The following is a 24,700-nucleotide window of genomic DNA, read 5'->3' on the forward strand; positions in this document are numbered from 1 at the left end:
CCTCCTCTCCACCGCCCGGCGGCGAGTGTGACGGAGACCACAGAGAAGGGCCAGAGGCCGATCCGTGAGCGGTCGCTACTGCCGTGTGACCGCGCCGATCCCGGTGACCTCCTGGGTCACCTGCGGCGAGCCCTCGTACCGGATGCTGCCGACGCCGGTGACCCGGGCCTGCAGGGTGCGGCTCACGTCGACGACGGCCGAGCCGGCCCCGCCGACCGTCACGTCGGCCTCCTCGGAGGTCAGGTTCGCGGCGTCGTACTCGCCGATGCCGGTCAGGTCGACCACCTGGCGGGTCACCCGCCCCGACACGACGACCCGGGCCGCACCGCCGTGCGTGACGGCGAGCTCGGGGCCGTCGAGCCCGTTCACGGTGACCTGCCCGGCGCCCGACACGGTCAGGCCTGCCAGGCGGCCGACGGTGACCCGGTAGTCGATCTGCTTGGCGTCGAGGGGGATCGTGTGGTCCTTGACCCCGAGCTTCAGGGTGGTGCCCTGCACCTCGCTGGTGAGCGCCGGCAGGATGCCGTCGTCCGCCCGGATCTCGAGCGACTCGGTACCGGTCTGCTCGATCGTGAGCGTCCCCGCGGAGGCGAACTCGACGGAGTCGAAGGCCGCCACCGGCCGGTTCTCGGTCCGTACGGTGCCGGACCCGGTCGCGACGGTGGTCGTCGTGCCACAGGCCGCCACGACGGCGAGCACGCCCGTCACGACGATCGCGACGAGCAGTCGCGCACGGCCCTTCCCCGAGGTGTGGTGCGCCATCGTCCACCGTCCGTTCGCCAGACCGCCCCGCTCGTACGGTCCCAGACGGCGGCGCTCCGGGCCACGGGGTTCACGGTCCGTCGCGCGGCCCGGCGCGGGCGGTCACCACCCCCGGACGAGCTCGGTCATCGCCCGACCTCCACCGCATCGGCCTGCAGGAGGTGGCGCGACCTAGGGACGCACGCGGACGACGACCTCCGTGGCGGTCACCCGCTCGACCGCGACCGTGAACCCGCCCGCCTCGGTCCGGCCGCCGACCGGCACCCGGACCTGCTGGCCCGCGACCCGGATCTCGGCGACGTCGTCCGTCACGCCGACCAGGCGCGCCTCGACGCCGAGGACGGAGACGGAGGCCTCGCCGCTGCGCGGGAAGGTGACGGTGCAGCCGTCGAGCCCGCAGTCGGTGCTCGTCGACCCGCCCCCGCAGCCGGCGAGGCCGACGGTGAGGACGGCCGCGGCGAGGCCGGTCAGGAACCGGCGGGACCCGGGGAGCGCGCGCACGGCCGAGATCCTAGCGCCGGGTTTGTCTGGTTCCCCGAGGCCGCCCACTCACAGCGCGGCGGCAACGGCCTCGGCGAACACCCGGTCCGTGTCGTAGACCGGCTCCCAGGTGATGTGGGCGATGTGGCCGTAGTTCTGCATGTGGAAGACCTGGTAAGCGGCGAAGGAGTCCGGGTCGTCGACCTCGATGAGGACGTAGCCGCCCCATGCCGAGCCGAGGCTCTTCTGGTGCGCGACACCCTTCTCCACGTTGCCGTAGTTGCCGGTCCTGGCCATCGCCCGGAAAGCCTCGGCCCAGGCGGCGTCGACGTCGGCCTTGGCCGCGCCGTCCCGGTAGACGAACTTCTGCAGGTACATCTGGCCCATGACCCCTCCCGGTGCCTCGTCGGACCGGGCGACGGTCCCGGGAGGCGCCGGCCCCGGATAGAGCCGGAGGGCCCCCGGTGCGTCGGCAGGCCACGTAGCGGGTGATCACGAGCGGCGGGGCGAGGACGTCGTGCCGGAGGATGAACCCCGCGTTGCCCGCCTCGCGGTGAGACCCCTTCGGCGGGCACGACCGGCAGCTCGGCCGTCGGCGTCGGGTCGACGGAGCGCTCGGGTGAGCCGTACGAGCGGCTGGTGCGGTCAGAGTCGGTAGGCGCGGATCTTCGCGTACAACGTCGGCCGCGCGATGCCGAGTTGCTTCGCCGCCTCGGTCTTGTTGCCCCGGGTCGAGGCCAGCACCTCGGCGATGACGGCGGCCTCAGCCTGCTCCAACGGGGTCAACGTCCGCCCCGTCCGCAGATAGGTGGGCAGGTGGTCCGGGCGGATCGGCCCCGGGCCGGCTGCGATGGATGCGCTGTGGAGGACGTTCGCGAGCTCGGCGACGTTGCCGGGCCAGTGATGTTCCTCGAGCAGTTGCACTGCCTGCGGGACGGGATGTCGTGCTGCGTCGACGAGCACACGGATCAGGCTTCTCAGCTCGTTGAGCCGGCGCCGCAGCGGCAGCACCTCGATGACGGCGCCGCCGAGGGAATCCATCAACGTGGACAGGTGCGCCGGCACCGCCTCGGTCGAACCGGCGTCCCAGGTGGCGACCAGCGGAGCGGAGGATTCGGTACGGGCGAGGAGCGCGGCGACGGTGAGGGCCTGTTCGACGGAGAGCGCGTTGATGCGTGTGAGCAGGACAGGTGCCGTGGAGGAGCGCGCTGCAGCCAGTTCGGTGCACCATGCGCCGAAGCTGGTGACGGTGATCTCGGCGGGGTCGAGGACGACGGGTGCTTCGCGGCCGCCGCGTTCGAAGGCTCGGCGGGCAGCGGTTCTCTTGCCCGTGCCCGCTTCCCCGCGGAGCATGGCGGCGCCGTTGATGTCCACGCTGCGGTCGAGGGCCTTGGTCAGGTGCTCGGAGGCCGTGGGAATCGTGAGCGGGCCCGCGCCGCCGGTGGTCGGGGGAGGCTGGGGGACCGGGTCGAGCAGGAGGATCGCTCCCGTCGTCTTCCGCTGTTCGACGAGCAGGCGCAGCTTGGCGGTTCGGCCGTCCAGGCCGGGAACCTCGATCATCTCGTCGTCCGGTGCGGCCTCGAGAACGCGGGCCCAGATCTGCCGGTGGTCGAGGCGCAGTTCCGCAGCGGCGTCGTTCGTGATGAGCACGTCGGCGCTGAGGGTCGCGACCGCCGTGCCACGGCGGGCGTTCGTGGCGAGGAAGGCGTCGAGGAGCCGGCGTTCGCGTTCGCCCGAGGCGGCGAGGAGCGCTTCGCGGACTTCGCGGACGAGGGTGACCACGGTGGTGGTGAGCACGGGGTGGGTGTCGCCGACCTGGCAGGTGATGTTGACGGCGCCGACCGCGCGGGCGGTCACCGGGTGGTAGACGGGTGCTGCGACGCAGCTGAAGGAGTGGAACGGCTCCTTGAAGTGCTCCTCGCCGCTGATCGTGACCGGCCGTCCGGTCTCCAGCGCGGTCCCGAGGCCGTTCGTGCCGGCGATCTCCTCGTCGAAGCAGAAGCCTCGGTGGAGTTCGAGGTCGTCGAGGCCGCGCCGCAGGGTGGCGTTCGGCGCCCAGCTCCAGAGCACCCGTCCGTTGCGGTCGGTGATGGCCAGGCAGAGGCCGCTGTCGGCCATCTCGTCGGTGGCCGCCTCGAGGACCGGGCGGGCGGCACGGGCGAACCGGGTGTCGGGGTCGATGTCGGAGTGGGGCAGGCTCAGCCGGGACGGGTCGACGCCGCTGAGCCGGGAGCGACGCCAGGAGGTGAGGATCTCGGACCGAACCTGGAGGGCGCCGTCGCCGCGCTCGCCCTCGAACTGGAACCGCTCCCATGCGGTGCGTGTCTTCATCCCGCTCCCGGACCGACGTTGGTCGACGTTGGCTCGACCCTAGTCGGCCGGGGCAGCAGGGGATGTTCGATTATCGGACGATCACGGGTCAGCGCCGCGTCGTCTCGGCGGCGATCTACCGGGCGGCGGTCTTCTGGGCGGCGTGGCGGTCGGTGGCAGCCTGGATGGCGTCGGCCTGCCGCTGGTCGAGCTCCTCCCACCGGGACCGCGCGTAGGCCACGGACCTCTCGAGTCGCTCGGTGGTGCCCTGGAAGCGCGGCTTGACGTGGCGGGCGAAGAGCTCATAGCTCTTCAGCGTCGCCTCCGGCCGGGCCCATTCGTGGTGGAGCAGCAGGTAGGAGCCGAAGCCACCGGACTGCGTGGCGAGGCGCTCGATCTGCGCGATCGCGTCGTCGACGGTCCCGATGACACCCAGCCCGGTCTCGTTCACCCAGGCCACCCGCTCCTCGAACGTCGCGCCGGCGGCACGGAAATGCGGGGCGGCGAGGACGTGCTGGGTGTAGTCGGCCCAGTCGTCGAGGCCGTGGCGGACGTCCTCGATCGCTTGCTCCTTGGTCTCGGCGAGGTGCATCGGGCCGACGAGGCGCCACTGGTCGCGCCGTGGGGGGTTGCCGAACTCGGCGCCGCGCTCCTGCATGACGTCCCAGTGCAGCGCCAGCGAGTCGAACCCGCCCTTGGCGGTCGCCCCGACCGAGAGCAGCCCGACGCCGTTCTTCGACGCGGCACGAGGCCCGGTCGGCGAGGCGATCGCCGCACACACGATGTCGAAGTCGCTGTAGGCGCCGTACTGTGTGCGAGCGTCCTGCAAGGTGTAGCGCGGGGTCTTCGCCGTGACCGTCTCACCCCGCAGCAGTGCCATCAGCACGTCGACGTCCTCCTCGAACGCGCCGCGCTGCTCCTCCATCGAGATCCCGATCATGGTGGCGTCGGTGGGCAGGGCACCCGGGCCGAGGCCGAGCATGAACCGACCGCGCAACAGGTTGTCGGCGAACAGCGCGCGATCGGCCGTCCACAGCGGATTGTGGTAGGGCAGCGAGACGACACCGGTGCCGAGCTTGATGTTGCGGGTCTGCGGGCCGGCCCAGGTGATGAACATGAACGGGTCCGGGATCAGCTCGTTGCCGCAGGAGTGGTGCTCGCCGATCCACGCCTCGTCGAAGCCGAGGCGGTCCATGTGCTGCAGGACCTCCAGGTCACGCTGGTAGGCCGAGACCGGGTCCTGACCGGCCGGGCAGTGGAAGGGCGCCATGAAGGTGCCGAACTTCATCCGGGACATGTGTCTCCTCCTCGTCGAGGCCCGCGCTCTCCGGGGGCGGCGCGGGGCGTGCGATCAGCTTGGGTCAGCCGCGCGGCGCCGACCATTCAAGTTTCTGACGCTGCGGCCGTCAGAAATCCGAACGTTCCCGCCCCCTTCCCGCGCACGCCAGGGGCCGGGAGCTTTCCCGGGAGCAGTGGCACGGTGCACCCCACGGCAGTGCGCACGGCGATGGTGGACAACCAGCCCACCTGGCGGCTGTTCGAGCCGGGGGTGGGGGGCGCCGCGCGCTCCGTCCACCCCCCACGACCGCCGCTCACGCGCTCCAGAGGGTGCTCATCCCGGCCGTCACGTCGAGCGCGGTGCCACTCACCATCGCCGCACCGTCCGAGACGAGGTACAGCAGGGCGTCCGACACGTGCTGGGCGGGAAAGGACCCCACCGGGAGGGTGTGCTGGGTCTTCAGCACGTCGTCCGACGTCTCGCGGTTCGGCTCGTCGAGATCCGGCCGGAAGAGTCGGTGGTAGAGGTCGAAGTTGATCATGTTCGTGTCGACGTAGGACGGGCACAGCGCGTTGACCGTGATCCCGAACTCGCCGAGCTCGATCGCGGCGGTCTTGACGAGCCCGATCACGCCCCACTTGGTCGCGGTGTAGGCACCGAGGTTCTGCACCCCGCGCCGGCCGCACTGCGACGACGTCGCCACGATCCGCCCGCTCCGCTGGGCGATCATGTGTGGCGCCACCGCCCGGATCGAGTGGAAGACGCCGCCGAGGTTGGTGTCGATCGTGTCCCGCCACAGCTCGTCCGAGGTGTCCTTGACCTGGGCGGGCGCCCAGACCCCGGCGTTCGCGCTGAGGATGTCGATCCGGCCGAAGCGGTCGGCCGCCGCCTGGACGAACGCCTCCACCTGACGCGGGTCACGGACGTCCGCGGTGACCGTGAGGCACTCCCCGCCGGCCTCCTTCACGAGAGCCGCGGTGACGTCGAGGTCCCGGTCCGCGGTCATGTCGTAGGGGATGGTGTCGTACTGGACGTCGATGTCGCAGACCGCGACCGACGCCCCGCACCGCGCCAGGTTCACCGCGTGGGAGCGGCCCTGCCCACGGCCGCCGCCGGTGACGAGGGCGACCTTACCCGTCAGATCGGTCATGTCCTGTTCCTTCCTGGGAGGATGTCGTCGTCGGCAGGCTGCTGATCGACTTGACCGCGCGGAACTCGTGCATGCCCTCGAGCCCGCCGTCGCTGCCGTAGCCGCTGTCCTTGATGCCGCTGAGCGGGGAGTCGCGATGCACGATCACCCCGGTGTTGACGCCTACCGTCCCGGCCTCGACACGGTCGGCGAGCGCGGCCGCGCGCTGCTCCGATCCGCTGAACACGTACGCCGCAAGCCCGAAGGGGAGCCGGTTGGCCTCGGCGACCGCCTCGTCGTCCGTCCGGTAGGGGTTGATGATCGCCAGCGGCCCGAACGGCTCCTCGTTCATCGCCGCCGCCGTGGCCGGCACGTTGGTGACGACCGTGGGCGCCATGAACCAGCCGGGTCCGTCGAGGGCCGACCCGCCGCAGCGGAGCTCTCCCCCGTCGGCCACCGTGCGGTCGAGGAGGTCCAGGACGCCGCGGCGACGGCGCTCGACCGCCAGCGGGCCCATGTCGACACCGGGCTCCAGCCCGGGCCCGACGCGCAGACCGCGGGCGTGCTCGACGAAGTGCTCCACGAACTCCTCGTAGGCGGGCTGCTCGACGAGGAACCGGGTCGGGGCGATGCAGACCTGCCCGGCGTTGCGGTACTTGGTCGCCGCCAGCGTGCGCGCGGCGGCCGCGACGTCGACGTCGGAGGTGACGAGCACGGGCGCGTGCCCGCCGAGCTCCAGTGTCACCCTGGTCAGGGACTCGGCCGCGCGACGGCCGATCTGCCGCCCGACGGGGGTCGAGCCGGTGAAGCTGACCACCCTGATCCGGGGATCGTCGACGAGTTCGCCGCTGATCCGGACGGGATCGCCGTTGACGACGTTGAGCACGCCGTCGGGCAGGCCGGCGGCGGCCAGCGCCCGGGCCACCGCGAGGAACGATCCGGGGGTCTCCGGGGCGGGCTTGACCACGGCGGTGCAGCCGACCGCGAAGGCTGCGGCGAGCTTGCGCGCCGCGAGCGACGCGGGGAAGTTCCACGGCGTGAGGATCGCCGCCGGGCCGATTGCCGGATGGTGCACGGTGACCCTGCCGCCGGGGACCGACCCCGGTTCGACCCGGGCCGTCGGGCCGTCGGCCTGGTCCGCGAACCACCGGAAGAGCTCGACGATCGAGAGCATCTCGGCGCGGGACTCGGTGAGCGTCTTGCCCTGCTCGAGGGTCATCACCGCCGCGTCGGCGTCCACGGTCCCGGCGAGGTGGTCCGCGGCGGTCCGCAGCACATCACCGCGTTCCTTGCCCGGTAGGGCGGCCCATGTCGGGAAGGCCCGGGCGGCAGCCGTGATCGCGGCGTCGACCTGCCGGCCGCTGGCTCCCGGGGTGCGGGCGAGCACCGTCCCGGACGCCGGGTCCACCACCTCGGGTCCCTGTTCTTCGCCCGCCACCCAGCTGCCCTCGAGGAACAGCGCGGGCTCGGGATAGGTCGTCTCGGACATCGCCACCTCCTTGGGGTCGGCGGTCGGGTTCAGCGGGTGGCGCCCTCGTCGGCGGACGTGGCGCCCACCAGGACGACGGTGTTGCCGTGGGCGAGCCTGCCCTCGTGCATGTCCTGGTGAGCCGCGCCGACCTGGTCGAACGCGCGCACCTCACCTACGCACGGATCGATCCGACCGGCCCGGACGAGCTGGTTGTAGGCGATGGCCTGCGCGTCGTTCGTGCCGTGCGACCCCTGCAGCCGCTTCTGCTTCACCCAGTGGTGACGCAGGTCCACAGCCGCGGAGTATCCGGTCGTGCCCGCACAGATCACGACCATCCCGCCGCTGTCGCAGACGAATCCGGAGGTCGGGATCGTGTCCTCACCCGGGTGCTCGATCACGATCCGCGGATTGCGCCGCGACCCCACCGCATCCCAGATGGCCTTACCGAACGCCCGCGCGCCCGCGGTCCACCGCTTCTGGCCCTCCACGTCCGTCCAGTGCGGCGGCTGGCCCCAGTGGTCGAACCTCCGACGGTCGATCCAACCGACGGCCCCGAGCTTCTCGCAGTAGGCACCCTTCTCGGCACCGGAGACGACGGCGACCGGCAACGCCCCGGCCTCCCGGGCGAGCTGGATCGCCTGGCTGCCGACACCACCGGACCCGCCCCAGACCAGCACCACGTCGTCGCGCTCGACGGTGTGGCCCGCCCAACCGTGCAGCATCCGGTAGGCCGTCGTGCCCACCAGGGTCGGCGCCGCGGCCTCCGCCCACGTCAGGATGTCGGCCTTGGGCAGGATCTGGTGGGCCTGCACCAGGCAGAACTGGGCGAAGGACCCGAAGTTGGTGTTGTAACCCCAGATGCGCGCGGTCGTGCCGAGCATCGGGTCGCGACCGAGCGCGGCCTCGGGGTCGGCCGGGTCCCAGTACCCGGGGTGGACGACGACGTGCTCACCGACCGCGGTGGTGTCGACGCCCTCACCCAGGGCCCACACGATCCCCGAGGCGTCCGATCCCCCGATGTGGAAGTCGTGGGGCTCGCCCTGCCGCTGCCGGTCGGCGATCACGTTGATCGGGATCCCGCGAGCGGCCCACACGTTGTTGAAGTTCACCCCCGCTGCCATCACGGCGACCAGGACCTCGCCCGGACCCGGTCGCGGCACCTCGATCTCCTCGGACCGGAAGGCGTCACGCGGCTCTCCGAGCCGCTCGGTGCGCACCACCTGCGCGTGCATGCGGGCCGGGACGTCGCCGGGTGCGGGCAGGCTGCCGATCGGGACGATGTCCGCCATCGTGGTTCCTTCCGTTCTGGGTTCGGGGATCCGGGCCGTCAGGACTCCCGGACGGTCAACGCGACGTCCACGATGGACACGCCGTGACCGGCCGGGAGGACCAGCACCGGGTTGAGGTCGAGCTCCGCCACCCGGCCGCTCGCGACGAGCGGGGCGGCGGCGAGGTCGAGCACCAGCCGGACGAGGGCGTCGACGTCCCGGGGCGGGGCGCCCCGGTAGCCCTCCAGCAGCGAAGACAGCGTCAGCGAGGCGAGGGCCCTGCGGACCGCCTCGGCGGAGAGCGGCGGCACGAGCAGTGCGACGTCCTCGAGCAACTCGGCCTGGGTGCCGCCGGTCCCGACCATGACCACGGGGCCGACCGCCGGGTCGTGGAGGACGCCGACCACCATCTCCAGCCCGTCCGCCACCATGGGCTCCACGAGGATGCCGTCGATCGGCCCCTCGACCGCTGCCCGCGCCCGCTCCGCCACCCGCGCGGCGGCGGCGCGAACGGCCGCGTCGTCCGTGAGACCGATCTCGACCAGGCCGAGCTCGGTCTTGTGCGCCACGGTGGGCGCCGAGATCTTCGCGACGACGGGATACCCCAGCTCACGGGCGGCGACGACCGCCTCGTCCGGGGTGGTGACCAGCCTGCCCTCGACCACGGGCAGGCCCCAGGACCGCACCAGGTCCTTGCCGGCGTGCTCCGACAACGGCCCCGCAGGCGGCGCGTCGACCGGCCCAGGGGACGCCGGGGCCGCCGCCGGCTCGGCGGGCGGGTCGAGCGTGTGGTCCACCAGCCTGCCGATCGCGCGAACGCAGGCTGTCGTGTCGTCGAAGGCCGGGACGCCGGCGGCGGCGAACCGCTCCACCATCCCCGGCATGCCCGCGACGAAGGACACCACGACCAGCTTGTCGGTCCGTTCGTTCAGCGCAGCGACGTCCTCCAGGATGCGGTCGAGGTCGTAGTACTCCCCCAGGATCCCGACGCCGAGGAGCACGATGTCGACGTCCGGGTCGGCCTCGACGGCCGCGAGCGCCTCGCGGATCAGCTCCGGGTGGCTCAGCAGCTGGGCCGTCACGTCGATGGGGTTCTGCAGTGCCGCGAAGGCGGGCAGCGCCCCGGCGAGCCGCTCGAGGGTCGGGGCACCGAACCGGGCGATCTCCAGGCCCGCCCGGACGAGCTCGTCGGTGAGCAGCACGCCGAGACCACCGGAGTTGGTGACCATCGCGACCCGCCTGCCGCGTGGCCGTCGGGCCGGGGTGAAGATCCGGACGAGCTCGCTCATCTCGCGGGGGTCGCGCGCCCGGACGAACCCGTGCCGGCGCAGGAACGCGTCGACCACGGCGTCCTCCTGGGCCAGGGCCCCGGTGTGCGAGCCCGCCGCCTGCCCGCCCGCCGCGGTGGCACCCGACTTCAGTACGAGGACGGTGACGCCGCGCTCGGTGGCCACCCGCGCGGCCTCGGCGAGCCGCGGGGCGTCCCCGAGGCTCTCCAGGTAGATCTGGACGGTGCGGACCGCGGGGTCCTCGACGACGTGGCCCAGCAGGTCGGCGACGGTCAGGTCGCACTCGTTGCCGGTCGCCGCCCAGTACCGCACGCCGTCGACGTAGGGCAGGGCGAGCTGGGTGAGCACCGCCGCCATCGCCCCGCTCTGGCTGATCACGGCGGCGGAGCCGTCGGGCACGGGGGCGGCCGTCCCGAAAGCGGAGGAGAACGAGGCGACGACGCCGGCGCCGACGTTCGCCACGCCCTGGCAGTTCGGCCCCAGCAGGCGCATGCCGCTGTCACCGACGGCCGCGACCGTCCTCCGTTCCAGCTCACGGCCCTCGGGCCCGGTCTCGCCGAACCCCGAGCTGACGACGACCGCGGCCCGGGTGCCCCGGTCGGCGAGCGCGGCGACGGTCTCGGGCACGCCCGCGGCCGGCGTGGCCACCAGCGCGAGATCGATCTCGACGCCGGCCGGGAGTTCGGCGACCGACGGGTGGGCGGGCAGGCCCTGCACCGTGGAGCGGGTCGGGTTCACCAGGTACAGGTCGCCGCCGAAGCCGTAGCGGACGAGGTGGGCCAGCAGCTTGCCGCCGATCTTGCGCGAGTCGTCCGAGGCGCCCACCACGACGATCGAGCGGGGCTCGAAGACCGCGGCCAGGCTCGTCCGGGTGCCGGCGGTCATTCCGTACCCCCACGGGTCTCGGTGTCGGTGGCCGCGTGTCGGGGATCGACGGCGGTGCCCACCACCACGGGGCGCCCGTCGACGGTGGCCTCGACGGTCAGTTCGCCGGGCGCCTCCGGCTGCTCGCGGACCACGACACGGAACTCGTCGCCGACGCCGACGGGCGCCACGAACCGACAGGACACCTCGCTGGCGCCGGGGACGGCTTCGTCCACCGCCCGCATCACCACGGCCAGCAGGTAGAGGCCCTGCACGAGGGTGCGCCCGAACGGCGTGGCCGCGGCGTAGTCCGGATCGGTGTGGATGTGGCCCGTGCCCCCGCTGACCTGCCCGAAGGCGTCGATGTCGTCCTGGGTGAAGATGCGGGTGACCGTGGCGAGGACGGTGGTCGAGGTGGTCACGACGCCGCGAACCCCCAGAGGAAGGTGCCGGTCGACGTACAGACCGGTCCGTCGCCGTCGGCGAACACGATCTCGAGGGACACGTGCCTGCGCTCCTTCTTCTCGTACTTCTCCGTCACCCGGACCTGCACCGTGAGGGTCGTCCCGATCTGCACGGAGCGGTGCACCACGCCGTGCTGGCGGATGTGCACGGATCCCTGCTCCATCCGACCGTCCATCGCCCGGTACATGGGGAAGAAGGTGCAGTAGACCCACGGCGGCACCGTGCCGTCGTGGGCCGCACCGACGAGCCGGTCGTACTCGGCGACCAGCGCGCGGTCGAGGCGGTGGGTCGTCGTGTAGACGGCGCCGGGTTCGAGCTCCTCGTAGGGGACGTCCGCGAACTCCTGGACGATCCTGCCCATCTGCAACCTCCGCTGGCTCACACGACCTGGGCTCGCGCCCGTGGTCCGAGTGTGCGTGCCCGGCGCGATGTCGGGTGTACAAGAACTGAACTCGGCCCCACGCCGTCGTGCGGGCAGGAGCCGGCCGGGCACGGCGCAGGCACCGTGCCCGGGTGACGAAACCGTCCTCAAGGACCGACGATCCGGTAGCGCCTCATCTTCTGGTACAGCGAGCCGCGCGCGATCTGAAGTCGTTGGGCGGCCAGCTTCTTGTTCCAGTCGCTCTCGTCGAGGACCCGCGCGATCACGGCGGCCTCGGCGGCCTCGAGCGGCGACAGCTGCCTGCCGTTGCCGTGCCGCATCCGCAGGGGAAGGTCCGCCGCACCGACCACGGCCGTCGGCGTGGACTCCACCACCTCTCGGACGACCTCGTCGAGCTGCCGTACGTTGCCCGGCCAGTCGTACTCCTGGAGCACCTCCAGCGCGGCCGTGGAGACCCGCACGGTGCGGTCGGGGGCGTGCACCGCGCACATCCGGGCGACCAGCGCGGGGATGTCCGCGGGCCGTTCGCGCAGCGGGGTGAGTTCCACGCCGGGGGTGCCGAAAGAGCTCACCACGGAGGGCGGCAAGGCGGCGGAGGCGGTCGCCAGCACCATCGGGGTCATTGCCCGTTCCTCGTCGAGCACCGCCGTGAACGAGGTCAGCACGTCCTGCGGCAACCCGTCGAGGTGCTGGATCACGACCGCCCCGGACCCGGCGTCGAGCAGCCTGCGCACCCGCTTCAGCCAGAGCGCGGACCCGTCGACCGGGGCGAGGGCGGCGTCGAGCGTGGTCACCTCCTCGCCCGCGGCGCGGGCGACGTCGAGCAACAGCGAGCGCTTGCCGACGCCGGGCTCCCCGGTCACCAGCAGCCTGCGCCGCTCGGTGGCCAGCCTGGTCGCCTCACTGAGGAGATCCGGTCCGGGCGTGGCGGGCGCCCCGTGTCTGCGGCTCGCGACGGCGGCGACGGGCTCCTCTTCGTCTCGCAGCGTGACGACCGCACCGACGATCGTCGTGCCCTCCCGCACGATCTGAGCGCTCGCGAGCACGTGCTCCTGACCTGGAACGGGGAACTCGACGGAGTCCGCGGTACCGCTGGCCTGGACCTCCTGCCAGAGCCGTCCCTGGCTGATCCCGAGCCGCATCGCGGACTGGTTGGCGACGAAGAAGTCCTCGCCGACCGTGACCACCGGGCGCTGGGCCCGTCGACGGGCGAGCAGGAAGCGGGTCAGCAGCTCGTGCTCGGCGGGGGAAGCGCTCTCCAACAGTAGCCGCTCCATGTCGTCGAGCACGCCGAGCAGGATCGAGCTCAGCAGCGGCGAGGAGTTGTGGGCGGCGCTGGTGATGTTGGCGACCCCCACGACCCGGCGGGTCAGAGGGTGGCGGACCGTCGCGGCGTGACAGGCGAAGTGCCGCATCGCGTGGGCGAAATGCTCCTCCCCCACGATCGCCACAGGCTTGTTGATCTCGAGCGCGGTCCCGACGCCGTTCGTGCCGAGCTGCTCCTCGCTGTGGTCGGACCCGACCACCACGAGATGGCGCTCGAGCATCCGCTGGTGTCCGGGGTTCTCCGCCCACTGCCACACGATCCGGCCGCGCGGGTCCGCGATGACCACGCTGGTGTCGGTGCCGCCGAGCCGCTTCGACAGGTTCTCCAGCGCCGGGCGCACCTGGCGGAGGAACTTCGAGTCCGTGTCGACGTCGCAGAAGCGCTGCTCGACTCGGGAGGGCCGGAGACCGCACAGTTCTGAGCGCTTCCACGATTCGGCCACCACGGGACGGACGGGGCCGACGCGGCCGTCCGCGCCGACCGGGATTTCCTCGGCGTTATCGGCAGGCATATGTGCTCCTGATCGGGACCTCGATGTCCGGTCAATGCGGGCCGCTTTCACCCATTGTCCGGTGCCGCGGGCACCGCTTCGGCAACGTACAACGCCACGGGTCCGGAACGTGTCCAAGACTTGAACACCTCGCCGCAGGCCGGACGGCCGCGCGAGAGTGTTCGAACTTTGCACACGCCACGGCGGGATGCCCGGGAAACATCGGGATGCCGCGGACTCGCGGACAATGCCCGCAGGACAAGGAGGCCCGTCGTGGGCAAGCTCGATGGAAAAGTCGCACTGATCACCGGCGCCGCCCGTGGCCAAGGACGGAGCCACGCCGTACGGCTCGCCGAGGAGGGGGCGGACATCATCGCCGTGGACCTCTGCTCGGACATGAGCACGGTCCCCTACCACCTCGCCAGCAAGGAGGACCTCGACGAGACCGTGCGGCTCGTCGAGGCGCACGACCGCCGCATCGTCGCCGCGACGGCGGACGTGTCGGACTACGGCGCCTTCTCCGCGGCCGTGGAGAGCGGGGTGGTCGAACTCGGCAGGCTCGACATCGTGGTCGGCAACGCGGGCATCCTGAGCACCGGGAACCTCCACGAGCTGACCCTCGAGGAGTGGAACGAGACGATCGCGGTCAACCTAACCGGCGTCTTCCACACCTGCCGGGCGACGGTGCCGCACCTGCTCGAGGGCGGTCGTGGCGGCTCGATCGTGCTGACCGCGTCGACGGCGGCGACGAAGGGCCTGCCCGGCCTCTCCCACTACGGCGCCGCCAAGCACGGAGTGGTCGGGCTGATGCGGGCGCTGGCGAACGAGCTGGCCCCGCACATGATCCGGGTCAACACGGTCAACCCCACCAGTGTGGACACCGCGATGATCCAGAACGAAGCCCTGCGCCGGCTGTTCCTCCCCGACGTCGAACACCCGACCCGGGAGCAGGCCCACGAGATCATGCAGCAGGTCAACAACCCGATGCCGATCGCCTGGATCGAGCCGTCGGACGTCTCGGCGGCCGTGCTGTTCCTGGCGTCCGACGACGCCCGGTACATCACCGGGACCATGCTGCAGGTCGACGCCGGGTACGACAACCACTGACCTCTCACCACGCGGGTCACACGACGAAGGGCACGGCCGGGACTCCCGGCCGTGCCCTTCTGGTCTGAGCCCACTCAGGCGAAGTCGACCCCGCCCGCCGCACACTGCCTGCGGATGTCCGCGAACGGGTCCTTGCGGAAGTGGTCCTTGTACTCGGCCTCCACGCGGGCGAACTCGTCGCCGTCCCGCGCGGCGGCGTAGGCCGGATCCACGGTGTAGCCGGCGGGTTTCGGCTTCTCCAGGCTGAAGTAGCTCTCGAACTCGAGGGGCTTCATCGTGGTCTGGGGGTCCCAGTCGTTCGGGTGGAGCGCCTTCGACATGAGGGAGAAGTCGTACGGGAGCGTGTCGCCCTTGTACATCAGGGTGTTGTAGCCGTCCGCCGCCGCAGGCGTGTCCAGCACGAACCCGCCGGTGAACATCATGCGCTCCGCCGGTGAGAGCTTCACCCCCGACAGCGCGTCGTACGCACGGACCATGAGCGCGCCGCCCATCCAGGCACCGTGGTGTGCCCACGTCGCGAAGGCGATCTCGGGCACGCTCTGCATCGCCTCGAGGAACTCCGGGATGGCGTCGATACCGACCACGGGCACCGACTTGTTCCGGCTGCGCAGGGCGTTGACCACGGCGAGCGCGCTGTCGTCGTTCTGGCAGAAGATGCCGGCGACGTCGGGGTGGGCGGTGAGCAGCGACTCGATCACCGGGGTCGTGGTGCCACGGTCGAAGCCGCCGGGCTGGCGGGCGACCAGGGTGATCCCCGGGTAGCGGGCGAGGGCCGCGTCGACCCCCACGTCCCGGGTGGTGCTCGCGCTGTTGCCCGGGATCCCACTGATGTGGATCAGCTTTCCGGTGCCGCCCATCTTCTCGAAGAGCAGGCCCGCCAGGCGCTCGGCGCCGACCGGGTTGTTCCCGGCGAGGAACTGGTAGAAGGTGCCGCCGACGTCGAACGGGGTCGTCCACGGGGCCAGGTTCCAGGCGACGGACGTCGGGATGCCCGCCTCGGCGTTCGCCCGCAGCACCTGTGGAGTGATCCCGGGGTCGGCGACGATCGAGGTCATCGCCCGGGTGTTGGAGGCCCTGGCCTGCTGGAAGACGGAGATGACCTTGTCGTTGCTCATGTTGTCGACCTGCTGCTCGCGGTGCAGCGCCAGCTGCGCCGCGGCCTGGGCCGACCCGTTCGCCCAGCCCTGGAAGTAGGCGTTGCTCAGCGTGTAGAACTGGTCGATCACCTTCCAGTTGTTGTCGGTGACCCCGGCGGCCGCGGCGGGGAGGGATCGCCGAGTGGTCGCACACCCCGTGAGCAGGCCCGCGGCGAGGGCCAGCCCCCCGGCGGCGGCACCCCTCAGCAGCGTCCGCCGCGAGAGGTCCGTCCTGAGTGGACCGTGTCGAGAGTTCATGGCTGCATCCTTCGTGGACTGGGCGGCGGCGTTGCCTCCGCGGGTGCAACGAGCTGAGTGGGTGGGCCCGTCGGGAGAGCGCTACTTGACGATGCTGTCCCGCGTTCGTTTCATCGTCAGGGCGACCGCCGCGACCACGACGACGCCGATGATGACGTTCTGGGCGTACGGGTTGACGTTGGCCAGGACCATCCCGTTCGCAAGGATCGCGATCACGAGCACGCCCATGATCGAGTGCACCGGCCCGCCGGACCCGCCCGACAGGGAGGTCCCACCCATCACCACGGCACCGATCGCGAGGAGCAGGAAGGGCTCCCCCATCCCCGGGCTGGCACTGGCGGTGCGGACGAGTTGGAGCAGTGCCGCCGCGCCGGCGAGGACACCGCTGAGCAGGAACACGTAGAGCTTGATGCGGCGCACCGGTATGCCGGTCAGCCGCGCCGTCCGCTCGTTGCCGCCGACTGCGTAGAGGTAGCGCCCGAACCGGGTGTACCGCGCCGCGATCACGACGAGGACGAGCAGACCGATCGCCCAGAGCGAGATGACCGGGACACCGCCGACGGAGCCGCCGAAACCCTCCGCCACCCCGCCGTAGGCGAGCCCGATCGGCTGTCCGTCCGAGAGATAGCCCGCCAGGCCGTCGAAGGCGAAGTACCCGCCGAGCGTGACCAGGAAGGACGGCAGCCGGGCGTAGGAGATCAACGCGCCGTTGAGGGCACCGCACACCAGGCCGACGAGCGGGGCGAGCAGCACCGCCGCGGTGGTCCCGGCGGACTGGGCGGCGATCGCGGCGACGTAGGCGGACAGGGTCAGCACGGACCCGATCGACAGGTCGATGCTCCCGGTCAGCATCACCACGGTGGTCCCCAGGGCCAGCACGAGGAGCACCGCGGACGACTGCATGATGTTCAGCAGGTTGTCCGGTGTGAAGAAGATCGGGCTGGCGATCGAGAAGCCGACGATCAACAGCACCAGGACGACGAACGGCGCGGCGACGTACCAGTTCACGCGCGCTCGTCCGGCCTGGCCGCGGGTCGGCGACACGGCCGGTTCCGTCCGCCTGGCGGCCACGGGCGGGTCGAGGCTTGGCTTGGTCATCGCTGTCACACCATTCTCGAGATGAGTTCTTGCTCCGTGGGTTTCGCGTCGGTGGGTGCCGACACCCTGGCCGTGACCCGTCCGCCCTTCATCACGACGATCTCGTTCGACAGGCCGATCAGCTCCAGCAGGTCGTCGCTGACCAGGAGGATCCCGACACCCTCGTCGGTGAGGTCCCGGATGAGGTCGTAGATCTCCTCCTTCGCCCCGGCGTCGACCCCGCGGGTCGGGTTGTCGAGGATGAGGAGCTTGACGTCGGTGGACAGGCAGCGGGCGAAGACCACCTTCTGCTGGTTGCCACCGCTGAGGGAAAGGATCGAGGCGGTGTCACCGCCGGTCTTGATGCGGATGCGGTCGATCATCCGCCGCGCGACCCGCTGGGCGGTACGCGGGAACACCCACCCGCGGTTGCGGGCCACGACGGAGCCGATGGCGATGTTGTCCGACACCGTCATCGTGTCGAAGAAGCCGTCGACCTTGCGCTCGGGCGGCACGTAGGCGACCCGGAGCCGGGCGCTGTGCCGCGGACTGCGCCGGGTCAGCAGCTCGCCCCGCGTGCGGACCGTCCCGGTCGCGGGACGGTCCCCGAAGACGGCGCGGCCGACCTCGCTCTTGCCGGAGCCCAGTACACCGGCGATACCGACGATCTCCCCCTCGCGCACTCTCAGGTCGACGCCCTCGAAGCTCTCGCCGTCACCGAGGCCCTCGACCCGGAGCAGCTCGGTCGGCCCCGGCTCGCGCTGTCGACCCTCCCGGTAGAACACCTGATCGCGCTCGCGCCCGACCATCAGGTAGTGCAGCGACTCCTCGGACAGGGAGTCGGCGTCCCCCTGCCCGACGAGCCTGCCGTCCTTGAGGACGGCGACCCGGTCGCTCCACTCCAGGAGCTCGGCCAGGCGGTGCGAGACGAAGATGATCGCACTCCGGTCACGGATGGTCTCGATCATGGAGCGCAGGTACTCGACCTCGTCGTGGTCGAGCGCGGCGGTCGGCTCGTCGAGCAGAATGATCGGGTCCTCCTGCTCGAGGAGCTCCGAGAGGGCGAACGCCCGGAAGAGCTCGATCATCTGGCAGACCGCGAACGGGTAGCTCTCGACGCGCCGTTCGACGTCGATCCAGCCGTGGTCGAAACGCTCCATGATCTCGCGCGCCCGGATGATCGCCGACCTGCGGTCGATGATGCCGAAGCGCTGGAAGTGCTCCTCGTGCCCGATGAACAGGTTCTCCCACACCGACAGGTTGGGCAGCAGCGCGAGCTCCTGGAACACCCGGAAGACCCCGTGTGTGGCGGCCTCGTGGTAGCTCGTGTAGTCCGCTACCCTGCCCCGCACCGTCAGCGTCCCGGCCGACGCGTGGTCGGTCCCGCTGATCAGGTTGAGCAGCGTCGACTTGCCCGCGCCGTTCTCCCCGATGAGGCCCAGCACCTCCCCCTTGGAGACGCTGAGGCTCACGTCCTCGACGGCCGCGAAGCCACCGAACCGACGGGTCACCCCCTCCATCGAGAGCAGCGGCGGCGGCGCGGTGGTCACGGCCTCGCCCCGAGTGCGACCCCACCGCGACCACCGGGGGAAGGCGGAGCCCGCAGTCTTGCGAAACATCCATGTGTCGTCAGTCCTTCGTCCGTCTTGAGGGGTGGTCACCGGCGGGGTCGCCGGGGCCCGCTCGGCGAGGTCGGCTCGGAGATCCGCTCAGAGAGCGGCGACGCGCGGCGCGACCTCCGTGGCCAGCAGCTCCATCGAGCGCCGCCAGACCTCCGGGGTCTCGCTGTAGTCGTAGCCGAGGACCAGTGTCGTGCCGTACCCGCCGAGGGCGGTGTGCAGCTCGGTCAGCTTGCGGGTCACGGTCTCGGGGGAGCCGATGATCCAGTTGTGCTCGGCGCAGTACTCCGGGGTGACCGCGCTGTCCGGCAGGTCCGCGTCGTGCTTGAAGAACTTGAGGAAGCCGAACTGGCTGAACAGGTCCAGCATGTACTCGCGCTGGTAGCGACCCATCTCCCCGTTGACGGCGAGCTCGTAGGCCTCCTCGTCGGTGTCGGCGACGAACACCTCCTTCGCCACCCGCCAGTCCGAGCGGTCCGGGGTCAGCCCGGAGCGGGCGGCGCCGGCCTCGACCGACCGCCAGTGGTCCCTGACGTAGTCGAGACCGAGGTTGAGGCTCATCGGGATGAACCCGCGCTCGCCCGCCATCTCCAGGGTCGGCGACGGCGAGTTCAGGCCGGCCACCCCGATGCGCGGATGCGGGGACTGGAACGGCTTGCTGTGGTACTGCAGGTGCCGGTACATCGTGTCGATCCGGTTCACCGTCCAGTACTTGCCGACGTGCTCGAACGGCTCCTTCTCCGTCCAGAGCCGCAGGATGATCTCCAGCGCCTCCGCGGTCATGTCCCGGTTCTGTCCGGAGAGACCGTCGACGTCGAACAGCTTCCAGTCACCGGGCAGGCCGGCCGACCCGACGCCGAACATCAACCGGCCCTGGGCGAGCTGGTCGAGGAAGGCGACCCGCGAGGCGAGCTCGGCGGGGTGGTGGAAGGGCAGCAGGTGCGCACCGGGCGCAAGGTTGATCCGGCTCGTCTGCAGCAGGGCCTGCGCGATCATCAGATCGGGGGCCGGGATCGGCTCGCACGGCGAGGTGAAGTGCTCGCCGATCCAGGCCTCCTGGAAACCGAGCTCGTCCGCCCAGCGGATCATCTGCAGGTCCCACTGCACGGCGTCGTAGACGTCCGCGTCCTTGGGGTGAGCGGGCATCATGAACAGGCCGAGTTCCATCGGGCGTCCTCTCTGAAGAAGCGTCACTCCGTCGAGGGCAGAGTGTCGGCCGCCACATTGGTCATCTCGTGTTCAACTTGTGAACAGGGCTCTGCCCGCAGGCCGCCCGTGCTGGTCGAGCGTCCGGTGTGACGGCGGTGTGCGCGCAGGTCGACGGCTTGCCGGTCGGCCTGGCCGCGAGCTCGTTCACGTCCGTCTCGGTGGACCCGCCGCTGGTGTCGGTCTGCCTGCAGCACTCCTCCACCACGTGGCCGGTGCTGCGCGAGCGGGCCCGGCTCGGGCTCAGCGTGCTCGCCGAGGGGCACGACGACGTCTGTGCCAGGCTCGCGAGCAAGCGCGGGGACCGGTTCGCCGGGACCGACTGGATCGCCACACCCGAGGGCGGGGTGTTCGTCCACGGGGCCACGGCCTGGCTCGACTGCTCGATCCACGCCGCGGTGCCCGCGGGCGACCACGACATCGTCCTGCTGCGCGTGCACGGTCTCCGCGTCGACGCGGCCGTGGCCCCCCTCGTCTTCCACGGCAGCCGCTTCCGGCGCCTCGAGGCCGTCTGAACCGGATCGGGCGAGACGGAGTTCCCGTCGGTCCCTTCCTCACCGCCCCGCGCAGCTCGAGGGGCACGGTGCGCTCGTGCGGTACGCCCCGACCCGGACAGCGGTCGGAGCCGGTGTCGGGCCGTCCTCGCGGCCGGGTGACGTGACCCCGTCCGACGTGATCCACTGGCGGGGAGTCCCGCGACCGCGATCACACCCGGAGCCCGCCCGTGCCGCTCGACCCGCAGTTCCGCACCGTCCTCGACAGCCTCGCCGCCACCGGGTTCACCGGCCTCACCGGCGGCGACGCCCCCGCCGCACGGGAGCGGTACCGGACGCTCGCACTGTCCCGGCGCGGGCCGGGGTTCGTGGCCGAGCCGGTCGCCGGGGTGGAGGACACGACGGCCGACGGCGTCCCCGTGCGGGTCTTCACGCCCACCGAGGACCGCGGGCCCGCGGTGGTCTACCTGCACGGCGGCGGCTGGGTGGTCGGTGACCTGGACACGCACGACCCGTTGTGCCGCCGGGTCGCCAACGCGCTCGGCGCGGTCGTGGTCTCCGTGGACTACCGGCTCGCGCCCGAGCACCCCTTCCCCGCCGGGCTCGACGACGCCGTCACGGCGCTGCGCTGGACCCTCGCCCGCCATCCCGACCGGCCCGTCGGCGTCGCCGGGGACAGTGCGGGTGCCTCGCTCGCCGCCGGTGTCGCGCTGCGGGCCCGTGACGGCGGGCTCCCGCTGGCCGGGCAGCTGCTGTTCTACCCGGCGACCGACCCGGCGATGACCTCGCAGTCGGTGCGCGACAACGGCGAGGGCTACTTCCTCACCCACGCCGACATGGCCTGGTTCCTCGCGCAGTACCTGCCCGGTGGCGGGACCGGCGTCGCCGAGGTGGACCTGCTCGCGGCCGACGTGGCCGCAGTCGCGCCTGCCGTCGTCGCCACGGCGGAGTTCGACCCGCTCCGGGACGAGGGGGCCGCCTACGCCGAGCACCTGGCCGCGGCGGGGGTGCCGGTCGAGCACGTGCCCGGGCCGGGGCTCATCCACGGCTATGCGGCCTTCCTCGGCGTGGTCGACGCCGCCGACACCATCGCCGTGCGAGCCCTCGAATCCTTCGGCCGGGTACTCGCGGGGTGAATCCGGCGGCGCGGTGATCATGGTGGTGGGCACGCCCTGCTCGCCGAGGCCGACGAGGCGCTCGACGGGCTGGAGGAGCTGATCCGGCGGATCAACCGGACGAACGCGGCCACCGACCTCGGCCCGGACGGCACCATGACGGATGCGCTGGCCCGGCGGGACGTGCTGCGGCTGCGGCACGGGGTCCTCACCGCCTCGGCCGACGCCGCGGCCGGGCACGGCGCCGGCTTCCGTCAGCTGCGCTCCGAGCTGCGCCGGCGCGCGACGCTGCCGGTCGCCGAGCTGCGTCGGCGCGCGGACGGGATCGAAGGAGACGCGTGAGCTCGACGCGCGGATCCAGCAGGCGAACGGGAACGTCGAGCTGCTGGACTGAGCGCCGGGAGGCGGGACCGGGGCCCGGGAGCGGGTACCCGGGCGGGGAGCGGGCACGAGCCCGAGGGCCGGCGGGTGAAGTCCGGCCCATGACGGGGCGCGAGGGGCAGCGCAGGGGTTCGACTCCCCCGATCACCGTGCAGCCAGCACGACGCACACGTCATCGGCGCACGCACGACCGCGCACCACCACGTGCCGGCCCCCTCCGGGGAGGGTGGGTCAGGGGACCCCGCGCCCCGGTTCCGCGTACCGTCAGCCGACGGGCACGCGGCGCTCCGCACGCTCCAGCAGGGCGACGACCTCGTCCCGGCTGCGGTGCGGCGCATCGTTCCACGAGGTCAGCTCGCGGATCAGCGCCGCGCCGCCCGGGCCGCGCAGCGCCGGCGCGGCGCGCTCGCCCGTGCCCGGCAGGCACCGCCAGACGTGGGCGATCCACGGCATCGCGTCCCGCTCGACGTTCACCAGCCGTCCGCCGCGGTGCGCGGCGACGGTCAGCGCCGCCACCAGACAGGCCTGCTCCACCTCGTCGGGCTGTGGCGGCCCGGAGAGGAGCCGCGCGAGCCGCGAGGGACGACTGTCGGTGCACCAGCCGTGCTGCATCCACCCGCGCTGCACGATCCCGCGCGCCACCGCGAGCACACTCCGCTGGGGCCGGACCAGGGGCCGGACCCCGGGTTCCGCCAGACACACCGCCATAGCCGCTGCTCCTCCCGTTCGTGCCGACCTCTGCCCCACCGAGCAGTGTGGGCCGGGAGAAGCCGCGACGGTAGGGCCCGTGGGCTCGACCGAGCGCGGTCAACGGCCGGACGGCGCGGTCGTCGCTGGACCGCGGCGGCCCGCGGGCTCGTCGCGACGATCACCTGGCGGCGCGGCAGACGTGGGTCTGTGGCCTTCGAGGGCAGCGACCGCTCCGGCGACGGGGTCGACGCGCTCTCCGACGCCGACCGCCACGAGATCGCCGAGAAGAGCGTCGTGACCCTCGTCCCGCGCGCCTCCTGCCGTTGATACGCCGGAGGTCGCCGCCACCGGCACCGACGAGACCGCGCTGCATCGCCTGTTGCGGGCATCGGCACCACCTTCTCGCGAGCGCCGGGTTCCGCGTGGTGGGCATCGTTCCCGCAGGTCCGGGGCGGTCGGTGATCGAGGCGCTGCCGACCCAGGAACGCTCGGCGGTCACGACGACGGTGGTGTAGGGCATCGTGATCCGCCCGCCGAGGGGCGTCGACCGCGGCGCCGACGCCGGCCTCCAGCTCGGCCCACGTGGCCGCTGGGATCCGGCTCGCCTCGCCACCGGTGCGCATCTCGTCCAGCCACTCGTCCCGGGTGGAGGACCGCCGCCACTCGACGGACCACTGCCCGGGCTCGGCGAACCCGCCGGCCCGCCGGATCCCGTCCACGGTGCGGTCGCCGAAGATCCCGGGGTCGCCCCCGCCGGTCCGCCACACGCGGCCGGCCAGCGAGCCGGGCACCACGCGGTCGAAGACCGGGCGGAAGGCCTCCGCGACCTCGGGTGCGGGCCGGAAGACGTTCCAGAACAGCGCCAGCAGACCGCCCGGGCGCAGGATCCGCCCGGCCTTCGCCGCGCCCGCGACCGGGTCGACCCAGTGCCACGTCTGGCCGGCGACGACGGCGTCGAACGTGCGTCTCGAGGGATGGGTCGAGGGCGCGCGCGGGTGCCCCGCTCGGCCCGGTGTCTCCGTCAGATCCCGCCCAGCAGCATGATCCCCATCGAGGCGGCGGCGACGAGGTGCGCGACGGCTGCCACCCGGGCCGTGCGCAGGGCGCCGAGGCGCGCGCCGGCGGGCACCCGGCCGTCGCCGGCGCAGCCCGTCGCCGGGGCTCCCGCGGTCAGCGGGAGCCGTGCCGCCGCCCGTCCGGCCGCGGCCGCGAACCGGTCGCCGCATCTCATCCCGTGCCAGGCGAAGTAGCCGACCAGCACGATCGACACGCCGGAGATCCAGATCGGTGTCCCTGCCGTCCCGGCGTGGGCGGGGTGCCCCGCGTGCCCGCCGCCGGCGCTCCCCGCGGCGCCGTGCGGGCCCAGGAGGAGCATGAAGACCATCGCGAGGCCGCAGATCACGTGGTGCGCGGCGTCGTCGGCGGCCGGGCCGTCGCGTAGAGCGGCGGCGGTGAACCAGGCGGCGCTGACGCCGAAGAGGACGGACCAGGCGACCGGTGGCACAGGGTCGGCGGCCGGCGAGAACATCGCGGCCATCCCGAACGCCATCGCGGCGTGCGCCGACTCCCCGGCGGCAGGGCGGCCGTCGCGGCGGGCGGTCACCAGGCGGACGACGTGCAGCAGGCCCAGGCCGACCAGGACCGCGGACACTCCGGCATCGAACCAGGCCATGGGCGAGCGGGTCCTTTCGTCGCGGGGAGCGTCGGGCGGCTCCGGAGAGTGCGCGACCCGGTGCGGGCCGTCACGAGAACTGCACCGTCTCCACGTTCCGCGCGGGTTTCCGCCGCGGTACGAGCACACGCCTGATTCGCGATCTCCCGTGTCACCCCCGTGACCGTCCGTCGAGGTGCGGTGACGTCCGCATCACCTCCCGCTCCCCTCGTCGTGAGATCCGCACGTCAGCGGCCGGGACGACCGTGCCGACCACGCGCGGCCGGCACGGTCGGCACCGGCTCGGCAACCGGACCGATGTGGGTGAGGGCCCCGCCCGACGGTCGCTGCGCGTGACGGTGTGCTGGTCACCGTCCCGCGGCCCACAGTTCTCGCGATCGCCCGTAACCGTGTGAGGACGACTTGACCTTCCGGTGACCGGCGCGCCGC

22 protein-coding genes are annotated in these 24,700 nt (G+C 72.2%); 4 read left to right on the forward strand and 18 right to left on the reverse strand.

Annotated features, from left to right (window positions below; all coding sequences use genetic code 11):
• Positions 1–75: 75 nt before the first annotated feature.
• From LWC35_RS12670 to LWC35_RS12725, 12 genes are all read right to left on the reverse strand, one after another.
• A complete protein-coding gene (locus LWC35_RS12670; RefSeq protein WP_232870283.1) occupies positions 76–762 on the reverse strand; it encodes a GIN domain-containing protein in 687 nt (228 codons plus the stop codon).
• A 171-nt stretch (positions 763–933) separates the two neighbouring features.
• The gene (locus LWC35_RS12675) at positions 934–1,263 is read right to left on the reverse strand and encodes a hypothetical protein (RefSeq protein ID WP_232870284.1); all 330 of its coding nucleotides are present in this window, start codon (positions 1,261–1,263) and stop codon (positions 934–936) included.
• Between the two features lie 48 nt (positions 1,264–1,311).
• Entirely contained in the window at positions 1,312–1,629 is a 318-nt protein-coding gene (locus LWC35_RS12680; protein WP_232870285.1) for a hypothetical protein, read from the reverse strand.
• A gap of 258 nt (positions 1,630–1,887) precedes the next feature.
• Complete coding sequence (locus LWC35_RS12685; protein WP_232870286.1) at positions 1,888–3,573, reverse strand: sigma-54-dependent Fis family transcriptional regulator; 1,686 nt, start codon at positions 3,571–3,573, stop codon at positions 1,888–1,890.
• Positions 3,574–3,688: 115 nt separating this feature from the next.
• Entirely contained in the window at positions 3,689–4,849 is a 1,161-nt protein-coding gene (locus LWC35_RS12690; RefSeq protein WP_232870287.1) for an LLM class flavin-dependent oxidoreductase, read from the reverse strand.
• A 295-nt stretch (positions 4,850–5,144) separates the two neighbouring features.
• Entirely contained in the window at positions 5,145–5,981 is an 837-nt protein-coding gene (locus LWC35_RS12695; protein ID WP_232870288.1) for a mycofactocin-coupled SDR family oxidoreductase, read from the reverse strand.
• Positions 5,962–7,449: an aldehyde dehydrogenase family protein gene (locus LWC35_RS12700; protein WP_232870289.1), complete on the reverse strand. Its 1,488-nt coding sequence runs from the start codon at positions 7,447–7,449 to the stop codon at positions 5,962–5,964. Before LWC35_RS12700 ends, LWC35_RS12695 begins: the two co-directional genes overlap by 20 nt.
• Before the next feature lie 29 nt (positions 7,450–7,478).
• Positions 7,479–8,720 carry a crotonyl-CoA carboxylase/reductase gene (gene ccrA / locus LWC35_RS12705; RefSeq protein ID WP_232870290.1) on the reverse strand — a complete coding sequence of 414 codons (1,242 nt, stop codon included), beginning with the start codon at positions 8,718–8,720 and terminating at the stop codon, positions 7,479–7,481.
• Between the two features lie 38 nt (positions 8,721–8,758).
• Positions 8,759–10,873 (reverse strand): acetate--CoA ligase family protein, encoded by a 2,115-nt coding sequence (locus LWC35_RS12710; protein WP_232870291.1) that lies wholly within the window; start codon positions 10,871–10,873, stop codon positions 8,759–8,761.
• The gene (locus LWC35_RS12715) at positions 10,870–11,274 is read right to left on the reverse strand and encodes a MaoC family dehydratase (RefSeq protein WP_232870292.1); all 405 of its coding nucleotides are present in this window, start codon (positions 11,272–11,274) and stop codon (positions 10,870–10,872) included. The genes LWC35_RS12710 and LWC35_RS12715 overlap by 4 nt, the downstream gene beginning before the upstream one ends.
• Positions 11,271–11,678: a hypothetical protein gene (locus LWC35_RS12720; protein ID WP_232870293.1), complete on the reverse strand. Its 408-nt coding sequence runs from the start codon at positions 11,676–11,678 to the stop codon at positions 11,271–11,273. Before LWC35_RS12720 ends, LWC35_RS12715 begins: the two co-directional genes overlap by 4 nt.
• A 167-nt stretch (positions 11,679–11,845) precedes the next feature.
• Positions 11,846–13,537 carry a sigma-54-dependent Fis family transcriptional regulator gene (locus LWC35_RS12725; protein WP_232870294.1) on the reverse strand — a complete coding sequence of 564 codons (1,692 nt, stop codon included), beginning with the start codon at positions 13,535–13,537 and terminating at the stop codon, positions 11,846–11,848.
• A gap of 252 nt (positions 13,538–13,789) precedes the next feature.
• Between LWC35_RS12725 and LWC35_RS12730 the strand changes: the two genes are divergently transcribed.
• The gene (locus LWC35_RS12730) at positions 13,790–14,623 is read left to right on the forward strand and encodes a mycofactocin-coupled SDR family oxidoreductase (RefSeq protein WP_232870295.1); all 834 of its coding nucleotides are present in this window, start codon (positions 13,790–13,792) and stop codon (positions 14,621–14,623) included.
• Positions 14,624–14,697: 74 nt separating this feature from the next.
• Here LWC35_RS12730 and LWC35_RS12735 read toward each other — a convergent pair whose 3' ends face one another.
• The 4 genes from LWC35_RS12735 to LWC35_RS12750 all read right to left on the reverse strand — a co-directional run bounded on the left by LWC35_RS12735 (position 14,698) and on the right by LWC35_RS12750 (position 19,880).
• Positions 14,698–16,017 (reverse strand): sugar ABC transporter substrate-binding protein, encoded by a 1,320-nt coding sequence (locus tag LWC35_RS12735; protein ID WP_232870296.1) that lies wholly within the window; start codon positions 16,015–16,017, stop codon positions 14,698–14,700.
• 81 nt (positions 16,018–16,098) lie between these two features.
• Positions 16,099–17,115 carry an ABC transporter permease gene (locus LWC35_RS12740; protein WP_232870297.1) on the reverse strand — a complete coding sequence of 339 codons (1,017 nt, stop codon included), beginning with the start codon at positions 17,113–17,115 and terminating at the stop codon, positions 16,099–16,101.
• 5 nt (positions 17,116–17,120) lie between these two features.
• Positions 17,121–18,644, reverse strand: a complete 1,524-nt coding sequence (locus LWC35_RS12745; RefSeq protein ID WP_232870298.1) for a sugar ABC transporter ATP-binding protein — start codon at positions 18,642–18,644, stop codon at positions 17,121–17,123.
• 159 nt (positions 18,645–18,803) lie between these two features.
• The gene (locus LWC35_RS12750; protein ID WP_232870299.1) at positions 18,804–19,880 is read right to left on the reverse strand and encodes an LLM class flavin-dependent oxidoreductase; all 1,077 of its coding nucleotides are present in this window, start codon (positions 19,878–19,880) and stop codon (positions 18,804–18,806) included.
• 128 nt (positions 19,881–20,008) lie between these two features.
• Here LWC35_RS12750 and LWC35_RS12755 point away from each other — a divergent pair, with 128 nt between their 5' ends.
• From LWC35_RS12755 to LWC35_RS12765, 3 genes are all read left to right on the forward strand, one after another.
• Positions 20,009–20,434, forward strand: coding sequence for a flavin reductase family protein (locus LWC35_RS12755; RefSeq protein WP_308194535.1), 426 nt, complete (start codon positions 20,009–20,011; stop codon positions 20,432–20,434).
• 209 nt (positions 20,435–20,643) lie between these two features.
• The gene (locus LWC35_RS12760; RefSeq protein WP_232870300.1) at positions 20,644–21,549 is read left to right on the forward strand and encodes an alpha/beta hydrolase; all 906 of its coding nucleotides are present in this window, start codon (positions 20,644–20,646) and stop codon (positions 21,547–21,549) included.
• A 90-nt stretch (positions 21,550–21,639) separates the two neighbouring features.
• Complete coding sequence (locus LWC35_RS12765) at positions 21,640–21,870, forward strand: DIP1984 family protein (protein WP_232870344.1); 231 nt, start codon at positions 21,640–21,642, stop codon at positions 21,868–21,870.
• 303 nt (positions 21,871–22,173) lie between these two features.
• Here the strand turns inward: LWC35_RS12765 and LWC35_RS12770 are convergent, their stop codons facing one another.
• Entirely contained in the window at positions 22,174–22,617 is a 444-nt protein-coding gene (locus LWC35_RS12770; RefSeq protein ID WP_232870301.1) for a DUF6197 family protein, read from the reverse strand.
• Between the two features lie 1,003 nt (positions 22,618–23,620).
• Positions 23,621–24,271 (reverse strand): DUF5134 domain-containing protein, encoded by a 651-nt coding sequence (locus LWC35_RS12775; protein ID WP_232870302.1) that lies wholly within the window; start codon positions 24,269–24,271, stop codon positions 23,621–23,623.
• Positions 24,272–24,700: the final 429 nt, after the last annotated feature.

The organism is Pseudonocardia kujensis, assembly GCF_021283305.1.
Lineage (GTDB): Bacteria > Actinomycetota > Actinomycetes > Mycobacteriales > Pseudonocardiaceae > Pseudonocardia > Pseudonocardia kujensis.

Excerpts from the sequence above, each read along its gene's own strand:
- LWC35_RS12670 (WP_232870283.1), bottom strand. The coding sequence starts at position 762 with ATGGCGCACCACACCTCGGGGAAGGGCCGTGCGCGACTGCTCGTCGCG.
- LWC35_RS12680 (WP_232870285.1), bottom strand. The coding sequence starts at position 1,629 with ATGGGCCAGATGTACCTGCAGAAGTTCGTCTACCGGGACGGCGCGGCC.
- LWC35_RS12685 (WP_232870286.1), bottom strand. The coding sequence starts at position 3,573 with ATGAAGACACGCACCGCATGGGAGCGGTTCCAGTTCGAGGGCGAGCGC.
- LWC35_RS12690 (WP_232870287.1), bottom strand. The coding sequence starts at position 4,849 with ATGTCCCGGATGAAGTTCGGCACCTTCATGGCGCCCTTCCACTGCCCG.
- LWC35_RS12695 (WP_232870288.1), bottom strand. The coding sequence starts at position 5,981 with ATGACCGATCTGACGGGTAAGGTCGCCCTCGTCACCGGCGGCGGCCGT.
- LWC35_RS12700 (WP_232870289.1), bottom strand. The coding sequence starts at position 7,449 with ATGTCCGAGACGACCTATCCCGAGCCCGCGCTGTTCCTCGAGGGCAGC.
- ccrA (WP_232870290.1), bottom strand. The coding sequence starts at position 8,720 with ATGGCGGACATCGTCCCGATCGGCAGCCTGCCCGCACCCGGCGACGTC.
- LWC35_RS12710 (WP_232870291.1), bottom strand. The coding sequence starts at position 10,873 with ATGACCGCCGGCACCCGGACGAGCCTGGCCGCGGTCTTCGAGCCCCGC.
- LWC35_RS12720 (WP_232870293.1), bottom strand. The coding sequence starts at position 11,678 with ATGGGCAGGATCGTCCAGGAGTTCGCGGACGTCCCCTACGAGGAGCTC.
- LWC35_RS12725 (WP_232870294.1), bottom strand. The coding sequence starts at position 13,537 with ATGCCTGCCGATAACGCCGAGGAAATCCCGGTCGGCGCGGACGGCCGC.
- LWC35_RS12735 (WP_232870296.1), bottom strand. The coding sequence starts at position 16,017 with ATGAACTCTCGACACGGTCCACTCAGGACGGACCTCTCGCGGCGGACG.
- LWC35_RS12740 (WP_232870297.1), bottom strand. The coding sequence starts at position 17,115 with ATGACCAAGCCAAGCCTCGACCCGCCCGTGGCCGCCAGGCGGACGGAA.
- LWC35_RS12750 (WP_232870299.1), bottom strand. The coding sequence starts at position 19,880 with ATGGAACTCGGCCTGTTCATGATGCCCGCTCACCCCAAGGACGCGGAC.
- LWC35_RS12770 (WP_232870301.1), bottom strand. The coding sequence starts at position 22,617 with ATGGCGGTGTGTCTGGCGGAACCCGGGGTCCGGCCCCTGGTCCGGCCC.
- LWC35_RS12775 (WP_232870302.1), bottom strand. The coding sequence starts at position 24,271 with ATGGCCTGGTTCGATGCCGGAGTGTCCGCGGTCCTGGTCGGCCTGGGC.